Origin of the sequence: Allobosea sp., assembly GCF_017308015.1 — a bacterium.
In the GTDB taxonomy this organism is placed as follows: domain Bacteria; phylum Pseudomonadota; class Alphaproteobacteria; order Rhizobiales; family Beijerinckiaceae; genus Allobosea.
The window spans coordinates 125676-145678 of record NZ_JAFKFW010000009.1 but is presented as its reverse complement, the minus strand read 5'-3'; the positions used below and the strand labels follow the sequence as shown (position 1 = coordinate 145678).

The following is a 20003-nucleotide window of genomic DNA, read 5'->3' as shown; positions in this document are numbered from 1 at the left end:
TCTTGAAAGGATGCCGCCTTGGACCGCGACCTGCTCGACAAGCTGACCGCCTGGCGACGACATCTTCACGCCCATCCCGAACTCGGGCGCCACGAGAAGATGACCAGCGCCTTCGTGCAGGAGAAGCTGACCGAGCTCGGCGTGCCCTTCGTCGCGAATGTCGGCGGCCATGGCGTGGTCGCGACGCTGACGCGCGGCTCGTCCGAGCGCACGGTGGGCCTGCGCGCCGACATGGACGCGCTGCCGATCCAGGAGGTCAACGACGTTCCCTACAAGTCGAAGACACCGAATGTGATGCATGCCTGCGGCCATGACGGGCACACCACTTCGCTGCTCGGCGCGGCGGCCTTGCTCAAGGCCGACGAGGGCTGGAGCGGCACGGTGCAGTTCGTCTTCCAGCCGGCGGAGGAGGGGACGGGCGGCGCGCTCGCCATGCTCGCCGACGGCGTTCTGGAGCGTTTCCCGATGGAGCGCGTCTTCGCGCTGCATAACTGGCCGGGGCTTGAGGCTGGTACCGTCGCCGTGCACCGCGGGCCAGTGATGTCCGAGGCAGGACGCTTCAAGATCACGCTGACCGGCAAGGCCGGCCATGCGGCCCTGCCCGAGCAGAGCCATGACCCGAGCGTGGAGATGGGCCATCTCATCGTGGCGTTGCAGACGATCGTCTCGCGCAATGTTGACCCGATGGAATCGGCCGTGGTTTCGATCGGCCAGGTGCATGGCGGCCTTGCCTCCAACCAGATTCCGACCAATGTCTTCATCGAGGGTACGTTCCGTACCTTCGTGCCGGCGGTGCGCGAGCGTTTGCTGACCCGGCTCAAGGGGATTGCCGAGAACATCGCGGCGACCTTCGAGATGACGGCGGCCGTCGAATACAACTATGGCGTCGCCACGATCAACACGGCAGCGGAAGAGGACATGGCTGCCGCTGCCGGAGAGGCCGCGGGGCTGCCCGTCCGGCGCGACATGAAGGCGAGCACGACGGGCGAGGATTTCGCCTATTTCCTCGAGAAGCGCCCAGGCTGCTATATCTGGATGGGCAATGGCCCTGTGGTCGACGGCGGTGCCTTGCACAACGACCGATACGATTTCAACGACGCGATCCTGCCAGCGGCGTCCGGTTGGCTCGCCGCCGTGGCGAAGCAGGCACTGGCCAGCAACGCGCCGTAAGGCCATTATCTCATCGTCATTCCGAGCTCATTGCTGCGCAAAGGCCTGGAACGACGGCGGGATTCCGTGCCTCAGTACGGGCTGACCGGGAAGAAGCGCAGATAGAGGCGGGCGTAAGTCCCGTCGTCCCAGAGACCCTGCAGCGCGTAGTCGATGGCGCGCTTCAGGGCGGGGTCGTCCTTGCGCAGCAGGAAGGCGACACCTTCGCCGAAATAGCGGCTTTCGAGATAGGGCCCGCCCGAGAAGGCGAACTCGCCGCCGCTGCCGGCGAGCGCCAGCGACAGAGAGACGCCGTCGCCGAAGACATACTCCGCCTCGCCGCTGCGGAGCGCTGCGATCGCCGCGTTGAGATTGGCGCTCTCGCGGCGCTGCACGAAAGGCATGAGCTGGTCGAGGAAGGCCTGATGGGCCGTGCCGGAGACGACCGCGACGCGTCGCCCCTGCAGAGCGGTTCCGTCGAGCGCTGCGCGGGCGTTGCCACGTGTGGTGATGAACCGCGCCGGGGCCCGAAAATAGAGATGGCTGGCCGCAAAGCGCTCGCGCAGGGCCGGAGTCAGGTTCATCGCAGCGGCCAGCACGTCACCTCGGCCCTCGGCCAGCGAGTCGGCCAGCGTATCGAAGCGTCGCGGCTGGATTGTGCAGGTCCAGGCCAGCTTGTCGCAGACGGCACGGGAGAGTTCGACGGAGAAGCCCGTCAGTGCACCGTCCGGCGCGGCGAAATGGAAGGGCGGGTAATCGTCATCGGCGAGGAAGCGCACGACGCGCGGCGGGCCGGGCTCCGGCCGGTCGAGCCGGATGCGCGGGTCCCAGAGATTGGGAATGGCGATGCGCGGCGGCTCCTGTGCCAGGGCCGTGGCGGTGGTGAGGAGGGAGAAGGCGAGGACGAGCGCGCGAAGCATCGCGCCTATGTGGCTTCGGATACCGGCGCGGATCAAGGCCTAGCCGTCATGCTCGGCATTGCCCCGAGCATGACGGTGCAAACTCACCCGAGACTGGCCGCCGCCGCCTTCGCGCCCTTGTCGAGGAGCGAGGCGAGGTGAGCGGTCACCGGCTTTGTGAACCGGCTGTCGACTGGCAGGTCGCTTCCAAATATCGCCTCGATGCCGGTGAGCGCCCGGACCAGCACCGCGGCATCCCCTCCGGCGGCTTCCGTGCGGCGCTTGAGTTCGGCGGCCAGTGGATCGCGGACGTCGATGGCGCCGCCCTTCTCGTCGGTGCCGGTGACGTAGCGCATCCAGGCGGCGACGCCGAGCGCGAGATGGTCGATTCCGCCGCCGGCCTTCAGCCGCTCGCGAATAGTGCCGAGCAGGCGTTGGGGCAGCTTCTGCGAGCCGTCCATGGCGATCTGCCAGGTGCGGTGGCGGATAGCGGGGTTCTGGAAGCGGACGAGCAGGGCCTTCGCGTAATCCGCCAGCACGACGCCCTGCGGCGCCGGCACGGTCGGGATGATCTCGGACCAGAGACCGCCAAGGAAGCGGGCCAGGACGGGATCGCCGCTGGCTTCCGCCACTGTCTCATGGCCGGCGAGATAGCCGAGATAGGCCAGCGAGGAATGTGCGCCGTTCAGCATGCGCAGCTTCATGAATTCGAAGGGCGCGACCTCGGAGACCATCTGGGCACCGACTTCGTGCCAGTCCGGGCGTCCGTTGGCGAAGACATCCTCGATCGCCCATTGCCGGAATGGCTCGCCGATGACGGGGGCGGCGTCCTCCAGCCCGGTCAGCCGGGTGACTTCGGCGATATCGGCCTCGGTCGTCGCCGGCACGATGCGGTCGACCATGGTCGCCGGGAAGGCGCCGTTGGCCTCGATCCAGGCGGCCAGCTTGTCATCGGTCAGCGCTGCGAAATCGCGGACGAGACCGCGCAGGACATGGCCGTTGGAGGGCAGGTTGTCGCAGCAGAGCGCGGTGAACGGCCCGAGCCCGGCATCGCGGCGCGCCTTCAACCCGGCGACGAGGATGCCGACGGCAGAGCGCGGCGCCTTCGGGTTGGCGAGGTCGTGGACGATATCGGGATGATCGGCCTTGAGGCGGCCGGTTGCCGGGTCGTGGCAATAGCCTTTCTCGGTGACGGTGAGCGAGACGATGCGGGTCTCGGGTGCTGCCAGCCGCGCGATGAGTGCCGAGGGGTTTTCGGGCGCGACGAGGACGTCGAGCACCGAGCCGATGACGCGCAACTCCGGCCCGGTCGGGGCGAGCTTGAGCAGGGTATAGAGCCCGTCCTGCGGCTTCAGCCGGTCGCGCTGGTCGGGGCGCTGGAGGCTGGCGCCGACAATGCCCCAGGCACTGAAACGCTTCTCCAGCGCGTCCTCGGTATATTCGGCGAGATGGCCGCGGGCGAAGGCGCCGAGGCCGAGATGGACGATACCGGGCTTGAGCGCCGCGCGGTCATAGGCCGGGCGGCGGACCGAGGCCGGCAGGCTGGTGAGGCTGGAAACGGAGAGGCGGGTCACAGCTTGTAGGCCTCCTTGGCGAGGCGATAGGCGAGGTCATAGGCGACTTCGGCCGCCTCGTCCTCTTCCAGCCGGTGCTCGGCGACGAGCTTGGCGAGATAGGCGCAGTCGACGCGGCGGGCGACATCGTGGCGGGCCGGGATCGAGAGATAGGCGCGGGTGTCGTCGTTGAAGCCGACGGTGTTGTAGAATCCGGCGGTCTCGGTCGTGAGTTCTCGGAAGCGCAGCATCGCCTCGGGCGCATCGAGGAACCACCAGCCCGGCCCGAGCCTGAGCGCCGGATAATGGCCTGCGAGCGGGGCGAGCTCGCGCGAATAGACGGTCTCGTCGAGGGTGAAGGCGATGACGGTGAGGTTGCGCTCGTTGCCGACGGCGTCGAGCAGCGGCTTCAGCGCCTCAACGTAACTCGTCTGGGTCGGGATGTCGGCGCCCATGTCGCGGCCGAAATGCTCGAACAGGCTGGGGTTGTGGTTGCGGTGGGAGCCCGGATGGATCTGGAGGACGAGCCCGTCATCGAGGCTCATCTTCGCCATCTCAGTCAGCATCTGGCCGCGGAAGAGATCGGCATCCTTGGCCGAAACCTTGCCCTTCAGGATCTTGGCGTAGAGCTTCTCGGCCTCCGCATCCGAGAGATTGGCGGTGCGGGCCGTGGCATGGCCATGATCGGAGGAGGTGGCGCCACGCTCCTTGAAATAGGCACGCCGCTTGCGATGGGCGGCGAGATAGCCGGTCCAGGAGCCGATATCCTCACCGGTCAGTTCGCCGAATTTTTCGAGATTGCTGGCGAAGCCCTCGAACTCCGGGTCGACGACGCTGTCGGGCCGATAGGCGGTGACGACCTTGCCGCCCCAGCCGGACTCGCGGACCATGTCGTGCCAGCGCAGATCGTCGAGCGCGCCCTCGGTCGTACTGATGGCTTCGATGTTGAAGCGCTCGAACAGGGCGCGTGGGCGCAATTCCGGTTCTTCCAGCTTCGCAGCGATCCTGTCGTAGATCTTGTCGGCGTTCTCCGGCGTCAGGCGCTCGTTGATGCCGAAGACGGTCGAGGTCGCGTGTTCGAACCAGAGCCGCGTCGGCGTGCCCCGGAAGAGATGCCAGTGATCGGCGAAGAGCCTCCAGATTCTGCGCGGATCGGTCTCGACCTCGCCGCCGTCCTTTCTGTTGATGCCGAGCTCTTCGAGGCGCACGCCCTGCGAATAGAGCATGCGGAAGATGTAGTGATCCGGCTTGACGAAAAGGGTGGCCGGATCGGGAAAGGCATTGTCCTCGGCATACCAGCGCGGATCGGTATGGCCGTGCGGCGAGATGATCGGCAGGTTGCGGACCGTGGCGAAGAGCCGGCGCGCGATGCCGCGCGTCACCGGATCGGCGGGAAAGAGGCGATCGTCGTGCAGCAGCATGGGCATCTCCATCGGTCGTCCCGATCTCTAAAGCCGGCTGCGGCAGGGGTCAATCGCCTGGTATACTAGTGCGCCAGATGCCGTTTCATGCCCGACGGGGATTGCGTTGGAAGCGGGCTTGCGTTCGCCGGGTTTCCCGCGTCATCTTCGCGCCGCAACGGCACCGGAGCGATGGACATGACGACGCGGCGTGAACTTTTGGCGGGGGCGGGACTGGCGGCGCTGGCAGCGCAGCTTCCCTTCGTCGCGCTGGCCCAGGCGAAGGACAGCGTCACCATCGCCCAGACGCTGGAGCCGCCGACACTGGACCCGACGTCCGGCGCCGCGCAGGCGATCCGTGAGGTGACGTTGCAGAACATCTTCGAGGGCCTGGTCAAGATCGACCGGACCGGCAAGCTTCAGCCCTGCCTCGCTGAGAGCTGGCAGATTGCCGATGACAATATCACCTATCGCTTCAAGCTGCGGCAGGGCGCCAAATTCCACGACGACACCCCTTTCACCGCGGAGCAGGTGAAGTTCTCGTTCGAGCGCGCGGTCGCGCCGGATTCGACCAATGCCCAGCGCCAGCTCTTCACGCCGATCGCCGAGATCACGACGCCGGACCCGGCGACCGTGGTGATCAAGCTCAAGCAGCCGACTGCGAATTTCCTCTTCGGCCTCGCCTGGGGCGATGCGGTGATCGTGGCGCCGGCCACGGCCGCCAACAACAAGACCAATCCGGTCGGCACCGGCCCGTTCAAGTTCGTGCGCTGGAACCGTGGCGACCGGCTCGAACTCGCCCGTAACGACAGCTATTGGGGAGAGAAGCCGGCGCTGGCCAAGGCGGTCTTCCGCTTCATATCCGATCCGCAGGCGCAGGTCGCGGCGCTCCGGGCCGGCGATGTCGATGCCCATACCAATCTCTCGGCGCCGGAGGCCGTGCCGCAGCTCAAGGCCGATGCCAAGCTCAAGGTCACGATCGGCGGCACCGAAGGCGAGACGGTGCTCGCCACCAACAACGCCAAGCCGCCCTTCGATAATCTGAAGGTCCGGCAGGCCATTGCCCACGCGCTCGACCGCAAGGCCATCGCTCTCGGTGTCTACGGCTTCGACGTCAACCTGATCGGCAGCCATTTCTCGCCGCTGCACCCGGCCTATGTCGATCTGACCGCGACCTATCCTTATGACCCCGCCAAGGCCAAGGCGCTGCTCAAAGAGGCCGGCTTCCCGAACGGTTTCAACTGCACGCTGAAGCTGCCGCCGCCCTCCTATGCCCGCCGCTCCGGCGAAATCGTGGCCGCGCTGCTCTCGCAGGTCGGCATCAACGCGGCGATCGAGCCGCTGGAATTCCCGCAATGGCTGGAGCGTGTGTTCCGCAACAAGGATTACGATCTCAGCATCATCGCTCATACCGAGCCGCTCGACATCGATATCTACGCCCGCGACGGCTACTACTTCCAGTACAAGGATCCCGCCTTCAAGGAGTTGATCGCCAAGATCGCGGTGACCCTGCCGGAAGCCGAGCGCAACGAGCTCTACAAGCAGGCACAGCGCAAGCTGGCTCAGGACGCGGTCAACGGCTTCCTGTTCATCCTGCCGAAGATCACGGTGGCGAACGCCGCGCTGGAGGGCATGTGGACCGACTGGCCGCTGCCGGTGACGCCGCTGGCGGAGCTGCGCTGGCGGTGACGCCGCCGGCGACCGGCAGGCCATCATGATCGGCTATATCCTGCGTCGGCTCGCCGCGCTGGCGCTGACGCTGCTCGCCGCGGCGCTGGTGATCTTCGTCGTGCTCGAAATCCTGCCGGGCGATCCGGCGGCGGTGACGCTCGGCCTCAATGCGGCGCCGGAGGCGCTCGCCGCGCTCAGGGCGGAGATGGGGCTCGACAAGCCGGCGGTGCTGCGCTTCTTCATCTGGCTTGGCGGGCTCGTCTCCGGCGATCTCGGCCAGAGCTATACCTATCGCGTGCCGGTGCTGCAGCTCATCGCCGAGCGCATGGCGGTGACCTTGCCGCTCGCGCTGATGGCGATCGCCTTGGCGATGGCGATCGGCATCCCGCTTGGCATGCTCGCCGCCTCGCGCCATGGCCGGCTGGCCGATGCCGGCGTGATGGCCTTCGCGCAGGCCGGGCTCGCCATCCCGAATTTCTGGTTCGGCCTCCTGCTCGTGCTCGTCTTCGCGGTCGGGCTCGGCTGGCTGCCGGCCGGTGGCTTTCCGGGCTGGCAAGCGGGAATAGGCGTGTCGCTGAAAGCCCTCCTGATGCCGGCATTGGCGCTCGCGCTGCCGCAGGCCGCGATCATCGCGCGAGTGACGCGCTCCTCGATGCTCGACACACTGCAGGAGGATTTCGTCCGTACCGCCCGCGCCAAGGGGCTGAGCGAAGGCACGACGATGCGCCGGCACGCCCTGCGCAACGCGCTGATCCCGGTGGTCACGATCCTCGGCCTTCAATTCTCGGTGCTGATCGCAGGCGCCATCATCATCGAGAACGTCTTCGCCCTGCCGGGATTGGGGCGGCTGGTGTTCCAGGCCATCGCCCAGCACGACCTGATCGTGGTCAAGGACCTCGTCATGCTCTTCGCGGGCTTGGCGATCCTGATCAATTTCGCGGTCGAACTGCTCTACGGGCTGATCGACCCACGCTTGAGGCAGTCATGAGCGCGGTCGAGGACAAGGCGCCGGGCGGCAAGCGGCACTGGTGGCTCGCGCCATCCTTCGTGATCGGGGCGGTGCTGGCGGCGCTCGTTATCGTCGCCGCGCTCCTCTCCTATGCCTGGACGCCCTACCAGCCGACGCAGATGATGATCCTGAACCGGCTCAAGGGGCCTTCAGCTACGAACTGGTTCGGCACCGACCAGTTCGGCCGCGACGTCTTCTCGATGATCATGGTCGGCGCACGCAATTCGCTCGCTGTGGGGCTGGGCGCGGTCGGCATCGGCATGATCGCCGGGACGGTGCTGGGGCTCGCCGCGTCGGTGCGGCGCGACGGCATCCTTGATCATGCGATCATGCGCACGGCCGATTTCACCCATGCCTTCCCGGCCGTGCTGACCGCGATCATGATGACCGCGATCGCGGGGCCGGGCATGCTCAACGCGATCGTCGCGATTGCCGTTCTGAACCTGCCTTATTTCGCGCGTCTTTCGCGTGGGGCAGCTTTGCAGATCTGGGCGCAGGATTTCATCCAGGCGGCGCGGGCGGCGGGCTTGAGCAACCGGCAGATCGTCTTGCGCCATGTCCTGCCCAACATTGCCGGCATCCTGGTGGTGCAGGCTACGATCCAGTTCGCGCTCGCGGTGCTGGCCGAGGCCGGACTGTCCTATCTCGGGCTGGGCACGCAGCCGCCGAACCCGTCCTGGGGGCGGATGCTCAACGAGGCCCAGACCTTCATGGCGGCGCAGCCCTGGCTTGCGATCTTTCCGGGGGTCGCGATCGCGCTGACCGTACTGGGCTTCAACCTGCTCGGCGATGGCCTGCGCGACGCGGTTGACCCGCGCCTGCGTCGCAGCCGGTAGAGCCTTCAGAACAAGGCGGTCGGCGCGAACTGGGCGAGCGCCATCAGCGCGATGCCGGCGAGGCCGAGCAGCCCGCCGGTGACGGCGAGCAGGCCGACGCCGGTGATGATCGCGGCTGACGAGATCACGATGGCGATCTGGATCAGGCCCGAGGCGATATCGAACTTGTCGTCGCGGGCGGCGGCGATGTCGCGCTGGGCTTCGGCCGTCTTTGCGCGGGCGGCGAGCTCCTTGCGACCCTCGTTGGTCTCGGGCTCGGAATCGTAGCGCATGACGGTCTGCTTCCAGCTCTCGATGCGCTTGGCCAAGCGCTGCCGGGCGGCTTCCTCGGTGACGCCGGCCAGCTCGGTCTCCATCGCTTCGGCCGCGGTGCGGACTGTCGTGCCGCGGATCGTCTTGGCCTGGAAGAAGGCCCAGAGATTGGAGGCCTCGATATTCTTGGCGACGGCTTCCTGCTCGGCATTCTTGCCGCCGATCTCGGAGAAGGCGAGGGTTAGCGCGAGCAGCGCGATCAGCAGTGCGACGCGCTTGTTGCTGCCCTGGGATGTTTCGACGGAGCCTGACACGAATCACCTCGCAGGGCCATGGTGGCGGCGCTGTTTAAGGCTTTCCGTTGGGGCAGCAAGAGGACATCAGCGTCCGGCGCGCGGATGGGCGGCGTCATAGGCCGCCATCAGGCGGGCCGAATCGATGCGGGTGTAGATCTGCGTCGTCGAGAGCGAGGCATGGCCAAGCAGTTCCTGTATCGCACGCAGGTCGCCGCCGCGTCCGAGCAGATGCGTCGCGAAGGAATGGCGGAGGGCATGCGGTGTCGCCGAGGAGGGCAGGCCGAGCGCCCCGCGCAAGCCCTCGACCGCAAGCTGGATGATGCGCGGCGAGAGCGGCCCGCCCTTGGCACCGACGAAAAGCGGCCCTTCCGGCGGCAGGCGCCAGGGGCAGAGCTTGAGGTATTCGGCGATCGCCGTGATCACTACGGGCAGAACCGGCACCATCCGCGTCTTGCTGCCCTTGCCGATGACGGTCAGCGTATCGCCCGCCTGAAGCGGCGCCTGAGTGCGGGCGAGCGAGAGCGCCTCCGAAATGCGCAACCCGCTACCGTAGAGCAGGCCGAGCACCGCGGCATCGCGGGCAAGTATCCATTGCTCGCGCTCCTCGCCGGCGCGGGTATCGGCCTGGGTGACAGCGCGGGCAGCGCTGGGTTCGAGCGGGCGCGGCAGCGACTTGCCGAGCCTTGGTCCGCGCGTTGCGGCGAAGGCGGCGGCCGTGAGCGTGCCCCGGCGCTCCCCGAAACGGGCAAAAGAGCGGAGCGCCGCGAGCTGGCGCATCAGGGTGCGGTTGCCGACGCCGTCGCGCCGACGCTGTCCGAGGAAGGCACGCAGGTCGACGGGCTTCAGCGCGGCGATGTCGGAAAGGGTGGGGGCGCCGCCGAGATGTCCCGTCAGGAAAGCATGGAACTGGCCGAGGTCGCGGGAATAGGCCTCCAGTGTCTTCGGCGAGAGGCGCCGCTCGGCCGCGAGATGCGAAAGCCAGTCGCGCCGGAAGGAGTCGAAATCGCTCATCGCGGCAGCATGACGCTCCTGCCTTAACACCAGCCGAATCGATGCTAGACACTGGCGCGATGGATGAGACGGCGGACATGATCGAAGGCGGCACGGTCGACGTGCTGATCCCGCTCGGGCTCGACCAGGCCTATAGCTATGCCGTGCCGGCCGGGCTCGTGCTCAAGCCCGGCGATGTCGTGCAGGTGCCGCTCGGCCCGCGCGAGACCGTCGGCGTTGTCTGGGATGTCGGCAGCGGGCGCGGCGGCAATCTCAAGAAGGTCACCGGCAAATACGACATGCCGCCGCTCGATCCAGCCTTGCGTAAGCTCGTCGACTGGGTGGCCTGGTACACGCTGGCGCCCAAGGGCTCCGTGCTGGCGCTGGCGCTGCGCCGGCAACCGGACGACACGCCCGAGCGGCCGAAGCTCGGGGTCAGGCTCGCCGGTCCGCCTCCCGCACGGATGACCCCGGCGCGGGCGCGGGCGATCGCGGCTGCCGAGGGCGGATTGCTGATCGGCAAATCGGCGCTGGCAGAAGCGGCCTCGGTCAGCGCGGCGGTGATCGATTCCCTCGTCGATGCCGGCACCTTCATCGTCGAGCCTCTGCCGCGTGAGGCAATCGCGGCCCGGCCTGATCCCGACCATGCCGTGCCGGAACTCTCGGACGGGCAGGGCGAGGTCGCTCGGGCGCTGGTCAAGTCGGTGCAGGCGAAGGCCTTCGGTGTCTCGCTGCTCGAGGGCGTCACCGGCTCCGGCAAGACCGAAGTCTATTTCGAGGCGGTGGCGGAGGCGATCAGGCTCGGACGCCAGAGCCTGATCCTGATGCCGGAGATCGCGCTGACCGCCCAATTCATCGACCGGTTCGAAGCGCGTTTCGGCGTCAGGCCAGGCCTGTGGCATTCGGCCGTGACCGGCCGCAAGCGCGAGCGCCTGCAGGCGGCGATCGCATCAGGCGAGGCCAGGGTCGTGGCAGGTGCGCGCTCGGCCCTGTTCCTGCCCTATAGCGATCTCGGCCTGATCGTCGTCGATGAGGAGCATGAGAGCGCCTACAAGCAGGAGGACGGCGTTTCCTATCATGCCCGGGACATGGCGGTGGTGCGGGGCCGAATCGAGAATGCGCCGGTCGTGCTGGCGTCGGCGACGCCCTCGCTGGAGTCCCGCGTCAATGCCGAGCGCGGACGCTACACGCATCTCAAGCTGCCCGAACGCTTCGGTGGGCGCGAATTGCCTGTTCTCGGCCTCGTCGACCTGCGCCGCGACAAGCCGGAGCGAGGACGCTGGCTCTCAGGCGCGCTGATCAAGGCGGTCGAGGCCAATCTGGAGGCGAAGGAACAGTCGCTGCTCTTCCTCAACCGGCGCGGCTATGCCCCGCTGACGCTCTGTCGCGATTGCGGGCATCGCTTCCAATGCCCGAACTGTTCGGCGTGGCTGGTCGACCATCGCTTCCGGCGGGCGCTGGTTTGCCACCACTGCGGCCATGTCGAGCGCCGGCCGCATGAGTGCCCGGCCTGCCACAAGCCGGAGAGCCTCGTCGCCTGCGGGCCGGGGGTGGAGCGTCTCGCCGAGGAGGTCGCGACGCTTTTTCCACAGGCGCGTTCGATCGTGCTCTCCAGCGATTTTCCAGGCGGCACGGAAAGGCTGAAGACGGAGCTGATGGCCGTGGCCGAAGGCGAATTCGACATCGTCATCGGCACCCAGCTCGTCGCGAAGGGCCATAATTTCCCGGGTATGACGCTGGTCGGCGTGATCGACGCCGATCTCGGCCTGACATCCGGTGATCCGCGGGCGGCCGAACGGACCTTCCAGGCGCTGCGTCAGGTCACGGGTCGCGCGGGGCGGGGCGAAAAGCCAGGCCGCGCCCTGCTTCAGACGCATGACCCCGAGCATCCCGTGCTCAAAGCCCTGGTCTCGGGCGACCCGGAGCGGTTTTATGCCGCAGAGGAGGCCTCGCGGGAGGCGGCCGGCCTGCCGCCGTTCGGGCGGCTGGCGGCGCTGATCGTCTCGGCCAACAGCCAGGCCGAGGCCGAAAGCCATGCGCGGGCTTTGGCGCGCTGCGCCGAGGCAAATGACGGAATCGTGGTGCTGGGGCCGGCGGAAGCGCCTCTGGCGGTGTTGCGCGGGCGCCATCGCATGCGTCTGATCGTCAAGACGGCGCGCGAAATCAACCTGCAGGATTACCTGCGCGGCTGGCTGAAACGGGCGCCCCGGCCCAAGGGTTCTGTCCGGGTCGCGGTCGACGTCGATCCGCAAAGCTTCCTTTGAAGAGCTGAAAGGCGCGGCAAAGTCGCCGCTTATGAAGGCCAATCAGCGATTGCGCGGCCCGGAACCGCATGCTAGTGCACCGCCACATTTCGGTCGCGAAGTCGTCTTGCCGACTTTGCGCCTATGATACTCGCAGCGCCGGGACCATGCACTCCACCTTCGTTCCGAAGGTCGCCGGTGTGGTTCCTTGAAACGAGAGACGGAAAGCGTGGCTGAAGGCGGATCGCAGGGGACATTGGTGTCGGGCGTAGCTCAGCGCTATGCCACCGCTCTGTTCGAGCTGGCTGAGGAAGCGGGTGCGATCGACGCCGTCGCGACCGCTCTGGATGCCTTCAACGGTCTGCTCGCCGAGAGCGCGGACCTGACGCGCCTGATCGAGAGCCCGGCCTTTACGGCCGAGGAGCAGGTCGCGGCGATCAAGGCTGTGCTCGAGAAGGCCGGCATCACCGGCATCGCCGCCAATTTCATCGGCCTCGTCGCCAGCAAGCGCCGTCTCTTCGCGCTGCCGGGCATGATCGCCGGCTACAAGCGTCTGGTCGCCGAGGCCAAGGGCATCGTCTCCGCCGAGGTGACGGTGGCCGAGGAGCCCACGGTCAAGCGCGTCGACGAGATCCGCGCGGCGCTGAAGGGCGTCGCCGGCAAGGATGTCGACGTTTCGATCAAGATTGACCCGACCCTGATCGGCGGGCTCATCGTCAAGATGGGCTCCCGCATGGTCGATGCCTCGCTGAAAACCAAACTCAATTCAATTCGTCTTGCCATGAAAGAGGTCGGCTGATGGACATCCGCCCCGCTGAAATCTCCGCCATCCTGAAGGCCCAGATTTCGAACTTCGGCTCGGAAGCTTCGGTCACCGAAGTCGGTCAGGTTCTCTCCGTCGGTGACGGCATCGCCCGCGTCTACGGCCTCGACAAGGTTCAGGCCGGTGAGATGGTCGAGTTCGAGACCGGTGTGCGCGGCATGGCGCTGAACCTCGAGAGCGACAATGTCGGCGTCGTGATCTTCGGTTCCGACCGCGACATCAAGGAAGGCCAGACCGTCAAGCGCACCGGCGCCATCGTCGACGTCCCCGTCGGCAAGGAGCTGCTCGGCCGCGTCGTCGACGCCCTCGGCAATCCGATCGACGGCAAGGGCCCGATCAAGGCTGCCAAGCGCGCCCGCGTCGACGTCAAGGCGCCCGGCATCATCCCGCGCAAGTCGGTGCACGAGCCGATGGCGACCGGCCTCAAGGCGATCGACGCCCTGATCCCGATCGGCCGCGGCCAGCGCGAGCTCATCATCGGCGACCGCCAGACCGGCAAGACCGCCGTGGCGCTCGACACCATCCTGAACCAGAAGTCGCTGAACGGCGCCGACGCTCCCGAGAGCCAGAAGCTCTACTGCGTCTACGTCGCCGTCGGCCAGAAGCGCTCGACCGTTGCCCAGTTCGTGAAGGTCCTGGAAGAGCGCGGCGCTCTCGAGTACTCGATCGTCGTCGCGGCCACCGCCTCGGACGCCGCCCCGATGCAGTTCCTGGCGCCCTTCGCCGGCTGCGCCATGGGCGAGTTCTTCCGCGACAACGGCATGCATGCCGTCATCATCTATGACGACCTCTCCAAGCAGGCTGTCGCCTACCGTCAGATGTCGCTGCTGCTGCGCCGCCCGCCGGGCCGCGAAGCGTATCCGGGCGACGTGTTCTATCTCCACTCCCGCCTGCTCGAGCGCGCGGCGAAGATGGGTGAGGCCGCCGGCCTTGGCTCGCTGACGGCGCTGCCGGTCATCGAGACGCAGGCGAACGACGTGTCAGCCTACATCCCGACCAACGTGATTTCGATCACCGACGGTCAGATCTTCCTGGAGACTGACCTGTTCTACCAGGGCATCCGCCCGGCCGTGAACGTCGGCCTCTCGGTGTCGCGCGTCGGCTCCTCGGCGCAGACGAAGGCCACCAAGAAGGTCGCGGGCAAGATCAAGGGCGAGCTCGCCCAGTATCGCGAGATGGCCGCATTCGCCCAGTTCGGTTCGGACCTCGACGCGGTCACGCAGCGTCTGCTCAACCGCGGCGCCCGCCTGACCGAGCTCCTGAAGCAGCCGCAGTTCTCGCCGCTGAAGATGGAAGAGCAGGTCGTCGTGATCTATGCCGGCGTGAACGGCTATCTCGACGCGCTGCCGGTCACCAAGGTTCGGGCCTTCGAGGAAGGTCTGCTCTCGCTGGTGCGCGGCAAGCATGCGGACATGCTCAACGAGATCGGCTCGTCGAAGGACCTGTCGGACGCCAACGCCGCCAAGCTCAAGGACATCGTCGCGGGCTTCGCGAAGTCCTTCGCCTGATCGTCATTGCCGGCGCGGCCGAGCCCAACGCTCAGCCGCGCTGCTTCTCTGGATTGCTTCGTTGCCGCGTCCGTCGCGGCTGACGAGTAGGGGATCAAGATCGGATGCCGTCCCTTAAGGACCTACGCAACCGCATCGCCTCGGTGAAGGCGACGCAGAAGATCACCAAGGCCATGCAGATGGTCGCGGCCGCGAAGCTGCGCCGGGCGCAGTCGGCCGCCGAGGCCGCGCGCCCCTATGCCGAGCGCATGGAGACGGTGCTGGCGAACCTCGCTTCCGGCGTGTCCGGTTCGAGCGCGCCGCGCCTGATTGCGGGCACGGGCTCGGACAAGGTGCATCTGCTGCTGGTGCTGACCGCCGAGCGCGGCCTGTGCGGCGCCTTCAACTCCTCGATCGCGCGCCTCGCCCGCGACAAGGCCAATGCGCTGAAAGCCGAGGGCAAGACGGTCAAGATCATCTGCGTCGGCAAGAAGGGCTACGATATCCTGCGCCGCCAGTTCGCGTCTGAGATCATCGAGTTCATCGACCTGCGCGAGTTCAAGCAGGTTGGTTTCGTCAATGCCGAGACCGTCGCTCAGAACGTGCTCACCCGCTTCGGCAATGGCGAGTTCGACGTCGCGACGCTGTTCTTCTCGAAGTTCCGCTCGGTGATCGCCCAGATCCCGACGGCGCAGCGCATCATTCCGGCCGAAATCCCGGAAGGGACGAAGCAGAGCGATGCCGTCTACGATTACGAGCCGGACGAAGGCGAGATCCTGGAAGCGCTGCTGCCGCGCAACCTGACCGTCCAGATTCTGCGTGGGCTGCTCGAGAATGCTGCTTCCGAGCAGGGCGCGCGCATGTCGGCGATGGATTCCGCCACGCGCAACGCCGGCGAGATGATCAAGAAGCAGACGCAGCTCTACAACCGCTCGCGTCAGGCGATGATCACGAAGGAACTGATCGAGATCATTTCCGGCGCGGAAGCGCTCTAACCGCCTAATCTTCGCCGGTGGCGCGAGCCGCCGGCAGCCGCTACATCCGAATGCGCTAGTCCCGAGGTTCCACCATGGCCAAAGCCGCTACCAAGACCACCAAGAAGACCGCCGAAAAGCCCGCCAACACCGGCACCGGCCGCGTTGCTCAGGTCATCGGCGCCGTCGTCGACGTGCAGTTCGACGGCGCTCTGCCGGAGATCCTGAACGCGCTCGAAACCGACAACCTCGGCAACCGCCTCGTCCTCGAGGTCGCCCAGCATCTCGGCGAGAACACCGTCCGCACCATCGCGATGGACTCGACCGAAGGTCTGGTTCGCGGCCAGTCCGTGACCGATACCGGCGCCCCGATCGCGGTGCCGGTCGGCGAGGAGTGCCTCGGCCGTATCATGAACGTCATCGGCGAGCCGGTCGACGAAGCGGGCCCGATCCTGACCACCGCCACCCGCGGCATCCACCAGCCGGCCCCGGCCTACTCGGAGCAGTCGACCGAGGCTCAGATCCTCGTCACCGGCATCAAGGTCGTCGACCTGCTGGCTCCCTACGCCAAGGGCGGCAAGATCGGCCTGTTCGGCGGCGCCGGCGTGGGCAAGACCGTGCTGATCATGGAGCTGATCAACAACGTCGCGAAGGCCCATGGCGGCTACTCGGTGTTCGCGGGCGTCGGCGAGCGCACTCGTGAAGGCAACGACCTCTATCACGAGATGATCGAGTCGAACGTCAACAAGGACCCGAAGGAGAACAACGGCTCGACCGCCGGCTCCAAATGCGCCCTCGTGTACGGCCAGATGAACGAGCCCCCGGGCGCCCGCATGCGCGTCGCCCTCTCGGGCCTGACCGTCGCCGAAAACTTCCGCGACCAGGGCCAGGACGTGCTGTTCTTCGTGGATAATATTTTCCGCTTCACGCAGGCGGGCTCGGAAGTCTCGGCGCTGCTCGGCCGCATTCCTTCGGCGGTGGGCTATCAGCCGACGCTCGCCACCGACATGGGCAATCTGCAGGAGCGCATCACCACCACGACCAAGGGCTCGATCACCTCGGTGCAGGCGATCTACGTGCCGGCGGACGACCTGACCGACCCGGCGCCGGCGACCTCGTTCGCTCACCTTGACGCCACGACCGTGCTTTCGCGCTCGATCGCGGAAAAGGGCATCTACCCGGCGGTGGACCCGCTCGACTCGACCTCGCGCATGCTCTCGGCCGACATCGTCGGCGAGGAGCATTACGCCGTCGCCCGTCAGGTTCAGCAGGTGCTTCAGCGCTACAAGGCGCTGCAGGACATCATCGCGATCCTGGGCATGGACGAGCTCTCGGAAGACGACAAGATGACGGTCGCCCGCGCCCGCAAGATCGAGCGCTTCCTGTCGCAGCCGTTCCATGTCGCGGAAGTCTTCACCGGCTCGCCCGGCAAGCTCGTCTCGCTCGAAGACACGATCAAGGGCTTCAAGGGCCTGGTCGAGGGCAAGTACGATCACCTGCCTGAGGCGGCTTTCTACATGGTCGGCTCGATCGAAGAAGCTGTCGAGAAGGCCCAGCGCCTGGCCGCCGAGGCCGCGTAAGTTTCGCGCATCCTTCCTTTCGGGCGGCTCCGGCCGCCCGGAACCATGCCCGGCATGGATTGTTAAGAAATCTGGCATGGCCCCCGACGCTGTCCGGCGATCGGGGTGACGTCGGAGGAAAAGACAGGCGATGGCCACCTTCAAGTTTGAACTCGTCTCGCCGGAGCGCATCCTGTTCTCGGGCGATGTCGTCAGCGTTATCATCCCCTCGGTCGAGGGCGAGGTGACCGTGCTCGCGGGCCATGCGCCGTTCGTCGCGACGCTCAAGGCCGGCATCGTCTTCGTCCAGACGACGGATCAGAACGGCAAGGAATTCTTCGTCAATGGCGGCCTCGTCGAGGTCAACCAGACGTCGACGACGATTCTGGCCGAGCAGGGCCGCTTCATCGAGGACGTCGACACCGCCGTGCTCGATGCCGAGATCCTGACGGCCGAGACCCGTCTCGCCGGCTCGCATTCGGACGAGGACAAGAAGCGCCTGCAGGAGACGCTGGTACAGTTGCGCGAGTTCAAGCACGTCTTCGAGCAGCGCAAGGCAGCCTGATCCGCCATCAGTTTCGGAACGCGAAAGGGCCGCGCGAGCGGCCCTTTTCGTTTCCGGAGCTTGGTCGTCAGGGTGTCGCGAAAGCGACAAAGGCCTGGGCTACCTTCTCGTAGACCGGCCGCTTGAACGGGACGACCAGTTCCGGCATTTCGGCGAGGGGGCGCCAGCGCCATTCGCTGAATTCCGGTGGCTCGTCGCCATTGGGCTTGCCGATATTCATGGCCTCTTCGCTGCCGGTGAAGCGGAAGGCGACCCAGCGCTGGCGCTGGCCGCGGAAGGCGGCGAGCTTGTGCCAGGGACCGTCATAGGCCGGGAAATCGTAGCTCCACCAGTTATCGGTCACGGCCAGAAGATCGGCCTGCGTGACGCCGGTTTCCTCCTCCAGCTCGCGACGGGCGGCAGCGACGATGTCCTCGTTCGGGTCTATGCCGCCTTGCGGCATCTGCCATTCGAGGCCGGGCAGGACGATCTCGGGGCCGGCACTATGCGAGCGGCCGGCGAAGACCAGGCCCTGCGCATTGAACAGGGCGATGCCGACATTGGGGCGGTAAGGAAGGCTCATGGCGCGAGCATAGGGCGATGCTGCGCCAAGCGGAACCGCCAGACGATCAATCGTTCGCTCTGGACATCACGCAGTCGAGCAGGCCGGGAAAGCGCTGCTCGATGTCGTCGCGGCGCAGTGCATTCATCCGCGTCACGCCCTCGTTGCGGGTGCGGATCAATCCAGCCTCGCGCAGCACGCGAAAATGATGCGAGACGCTGGATTTCGGCCGGTCGCCCTCCAGCGCCTGACAGCTCTGCTCGCCCTCGACGGCAAGCCGGCGGACGACTCCGAGCCGGAACGGGTCGCTCAGCGCGTGGAAGACGTCCTCGAGCGCGATGTGTTCGGAGGCGGGCAGACGGGCATGACGCATGGCTGGCAACCTATCACAGGGTTTTGAACTTGCCAAAATTCGAAAAATATCGAACTATCGAACAATAGGAATCCACCTGCGCGGAGCCGCATCATGCCTGGCCTGTTCGAACCCTTCAGTCTGAAGGACGTCACCCTTCGCAATCGTATCGTCGCCTCGCCGATGTGCCAGTACATGGCGCAGAACGGCGTTGCCAACGAATGGCACCGGGCACATCTCGCGGGGATCGCGCGCGGGGGCACCGGGCTCGTGGTGATCGAGGCGACCGGCGTCTCGCCGGAAGGGCGGATCACGCCGGGTTGCCTCGGGCTCTGGAATGACGAACAGGCGCAAGCGCTGGCGCCGATCGTCGCAGAGATGCATAAGGCCGGCGCGGTCACGGGCATCCAGATCGGCCATGCCGGACGCAAGGCCAGCGCCAACCTGCCTTGGGAAGGCGACGATCATATCCCGGCCAATGACGAGCGGGGCTGGGAGACGATCGCGCCCTCCGCCGTGGCGCATGGCGGTGGGCTCGGGCGTATGCCGCGTGCGATGACCCCCGCTGATATCGCGCGTGTACGCGGCGATTTCGCCGCGGCGGCGGAGCGCGCCCGCGATATTGGCATCGAGTGGCTGAAGCTGCATTTCGCCCATGGCTATCTCGCGCAGAACTTCCTCTCGCCGCATGCCAACAAGCGCGACGACGCCTATGGCGGCAGCTTCGAGAACCGCAGTCGCTTCCTGATCGAGACGCTGGCTGCCGTCCGCAAGGTCTGGCCCGAAAACCGGCCGCTCTCTGCCCGCCTCGGCGTGATCGAGTATGACGGGCGCGACGAGGAGACGCTCGGCGAGGCGATCGAACTGGTGAGGCGCCTGAAGGACGAGGGGCTCGACTTCATCGACGTCAGCGTCGGCTTCTCGACCAACGAAGCGAAGATTCCGTGGGGACCGGCTTTTCTCGCGCCCGTCGTCGAGCGGGTGCGCCGTGAGACCGGCCTGCCGGCCTCGACGAGCTGGTACATCAGCAGGCCCGAGCAAGCCGACGCATTGGTCCGTGAAGGCAAGGTCGATCTGGTGACGCTGGGCCGGCCGTTGCTGGCCGATCCGCATTGGCCCTATGCCGCAGCGCAGGCGCTCGGCGTCGAGAACCCGGCCTGGGCGACGCTGCCGGCGCCCTATGCGCATTGGCTGGCGCGCTATCGTGCCGCCTGAGCCTTCTTCCTTCGGCAAGCGAAGCGGCAGGAAGAGAGGCTTTTCGGCCCTCCTTCGTTTGCAGGAGGGATTGAGACCCATCCGCTGCAAAATTGGTGTGGGCTTCCATCGGAAGGGGGCAGGACCGGCGCTGGCCCGAAAACGTAACGGAACTTCCATCGTGTTGACGGCATTTCAACATCTTATGAT

General features: G+C 66.6%; 18 protein-coding genes. 11 read left to right on the top strand and 7 right to left on the bottom strand.

The genetic code is table 11. The features are described from left to right. Positions 1-18 precede the first annotated feature (18 nt). Positions 19-1170, top strand: coding sequence for an amidohydrolase (locus tag J0I42_RS10305; protein ID WP_291654730.1), 1152 nt, complete (start codon positions 19-21; stop codon positions 1168-1170). Positions 1171-1241: 71 nt separating this feature from the next. Here J0I42_RS10305 and J0I42_RS10300 read toward each other — a convergent pair whose 3' ends face one another. The 3 genes from J0I42_RS10300 to uxaC all read right to left on the bottom strand — a co-directional run bounded on the left by J0I42_RS10300 (position 1242) and on the right by uxaC (position 5022). Continuing rightward, the gene (locus tag J0I42_RS10300) at positions 1242-2069 is read right to left on the bottom strand and encodes a transporter substrate-binding domain-containing protein (protein WP_291654729.1); all 828 of its coding nucleotides are present in this window, start codon (positions 2067-2069) and stop codon (positions 1242-1244) included. 83 nt (positions 2070-2152) lie between these two features. Continuing rightward, a complete protein-coding gene (locus J0I42_RS10295) occupies positions 2153-3622 on the bottom strand; it encodes a mannitol dehydrogenase family protein (RefSeq protein ID WP_291654728.1) in 1470 nt (489 codons plus the stop codon). Further along, positions 3619-5022 carry a glucuronate isomerase gene (gene uxaC / locus J0I42_RS10290; RefSeq protein WP_291654727.1) on the bottom strand — a complete coding sequence of 468 codons (1404 nt, stop codon included), beginning with the start codon at positions 5020-5022 and terminating at the stop codon, positions 3619-3621. The genes J0I42_RS10295 and uxaC overlap by 4 nt, the downstream gene beginning before the upstream one ends. A gap of 177 nt (positions 5023-5199) precedes the next feature. Between uxaC and J0I42_RS10285 the strand changes: the two genes are divergently transcribed. From J0I42_RS10285 to J0I42_RS10275, 3 genes are read left to right on the top strand one after another with little or no spacing between them, the layout of a single operon-like run. Then, positions 5200-6690: an ABC transporter substrate-binding protein gene (locus tag J0I42_RS10285; protein WP_291654726.1), complete on the top strand. Its 1491-nt coding sequence runs from the start codon at positions 5200-5202 to the stop codon at positions 6688-6690. A gap of 25 nt (positions 6691-6715) precedes the next feature. Continuing rightward, entirely contained in the window at positions 6716-7660 is a 945-nt protein-coding gene (locus J0I42_RS10280) for an ABC transporter permease (RefSeq protein WP_291654725.1), read from the top strand. Beyond that, positions 7657-8517, top strand: coding sequence for an ABC transporter permease (locus J0I42_RS10275; RefSeq protein ID WP_291654724.1), 861 nt, complete (start codon positions 7657-7659; stop codon positions 8515-8517). The genes J0I42_RS10280 and J0I42_RS10275 overlap by 4 nt, the downstream gene beginning before the upstream one ends. Positions 8518-8522: 5 nt before the next feature. Here J0I42_RS10275 and J0I42_RS10270 read toward each other — a convergent pair whose 3' ends face one another. Continuing rightward, positions 8523-9083 carry a DUF4337 domain-containing protein gene (locus J0I42_RS10270; protein ID WP_291654723.1) on the bottom strand — a complete coding sequence of 187 codons (561 nt, stop codon included), beginning with the start codon at positions 9081-9083 and terminating at the stop codon, positions 8523-8525. Positions 9084-9149: 66 nt separating this feature from the next. Further along, a complete protein-coding gene (locus J0I42_RS10265; RefSeq protein WP_291654722.1) occupies positions 9150-10076 on the bottom strand; it encodes a tyrosine recombinase XerC in 927 nt (308 codons plus the stop codon). Positions 10077-10135: 59 nt separating this feature from the next. Here J0I42_RS10265 and J0I42_RS10260 point away from each other — a divergent pair, with 59 nt between their 5' ends. The 6 genes from J0I42_RS10260 (at position 10136) to J0I42_RS10235 (ending at position 17706) form a co-directional block, all read left to right on the top strand. Then, a complete protein-coding gene (locus J0I42_RS10260; RefSeq protein WP_291654721.1) occupies positions 10136-12319 on the top strand; it encodes a primosomal protein N' in 2184 nt (727 codons plus the stop codon). A gap of 208 nt (positions 12320-12527) precedes the next feature. Next, complete coding sequence (locus J0I42_RS10255) at positions 12528-13097, top strand: F0F1 ATP synthase subunit delta (protein ID WP_291654720.1); 570 nt, start codon at positions 12528-12530, stop codon at positions 13095-13097. Next, positions 13097-14629 (top strand): F0F1 ATP synthase subunit alpha, encoded by a 1533-nt coding sequence (gene atpA, locus J0I42_RS10250; RefSeq protein WP_291654719.1) that lies wholly within the window; start codon positions 13097-13099, stop codon positions 14627-14629. The genes J0I42_RS10255 and atpA overlap by 1 nt, the downstream gene beginning before the upstream one ends. A gap of 104 nt (positions 14630-14733) precedes the next feature. Continuing rightward, positions 14734-15603 (top strand): F0F1 ATP synthase subunit gamma, encoded by an 870-nt coding sequence (locus J0I42_RS10245; protein ID WP_291654718.1) that lies wholly within the window; start codon positions 14734-14736, stop codon positions 15601-15603. 74 nt (positions 15604-15677) lie between these two features. After that, entirely contained in the window at positions 15678-17162 is a 1485-nt protein-coding gene (atpD, locus tag J0I42_RS10240) for a F0F1 ATP synthase subunit beta (protein WP_291654717.1), read from the top strand. A 130-nt stretch (positions 17163-17292) separates the two neighbouring features. Continuing rightward, the gene (locus tag J0I42_RS10235) at positions 17293-17706 is read left to right on the top strand and encodes a F0F1 ATP synthase subunit epsilon (protein ID WP_291654716.1); all 414 of its coding nucleotides are present in this window, start codon (positions 17293-17295) and stop codon (positions 17704-17706) included. A 67-nt stretch (positions 17707-17773) separates the two neighbouring features. On the opposite strand, the gene J0I42_RS10230 is transcribed toward J0I42_RS10235, so the two are convergent. Both J0I42_RS10230 and J0I42_RS10225 read right to left on the bottom strand, forming a co-directional pair. Further along, positions 17774-18268: an RNA pyrophosphohydrolase gene (locus tag J0I42_RS10230; RefSeq protein WP_291654715.1), complete on the bottom strand. Its 495-nt coding sequence runs from the start codon at positions 18266-18268 to the stop codon at positions 17774-17776. A gap of 46 nt (positions 18269-18314) precedes the next feature. Beyond that, the gene (locus tag J0I42_RS10225) at positions 18315-18620 is read right to left on the bottom strand and encodes an ArsR/SmtB family transcription factor (protein ID WP_291654714.1); all 306 of its coding nucleotides are present in this window, start codon (positions 18618-18620) and stop codon (positions 18315-18317) included. Positions 18621-18713: 93 nt separating this feature from the next. On the opposite strand from J0I42_RS10225, the gene J0I42_RS10220 reads away from it, so the two are divergent. Continuing rightward, on the top strand, positions 18714-19814 hold the full coding sequence (locus J0I42_RS10220; protein WP_291654713.1) for an NADH:flavin oxidoreductase/NADH oxidase: 1101 nt from the start codon (positions 18714-18716) through the stop codon (positions 19812-19814). Positions 19815-20003: the final 189 nt, after the last annotated feature.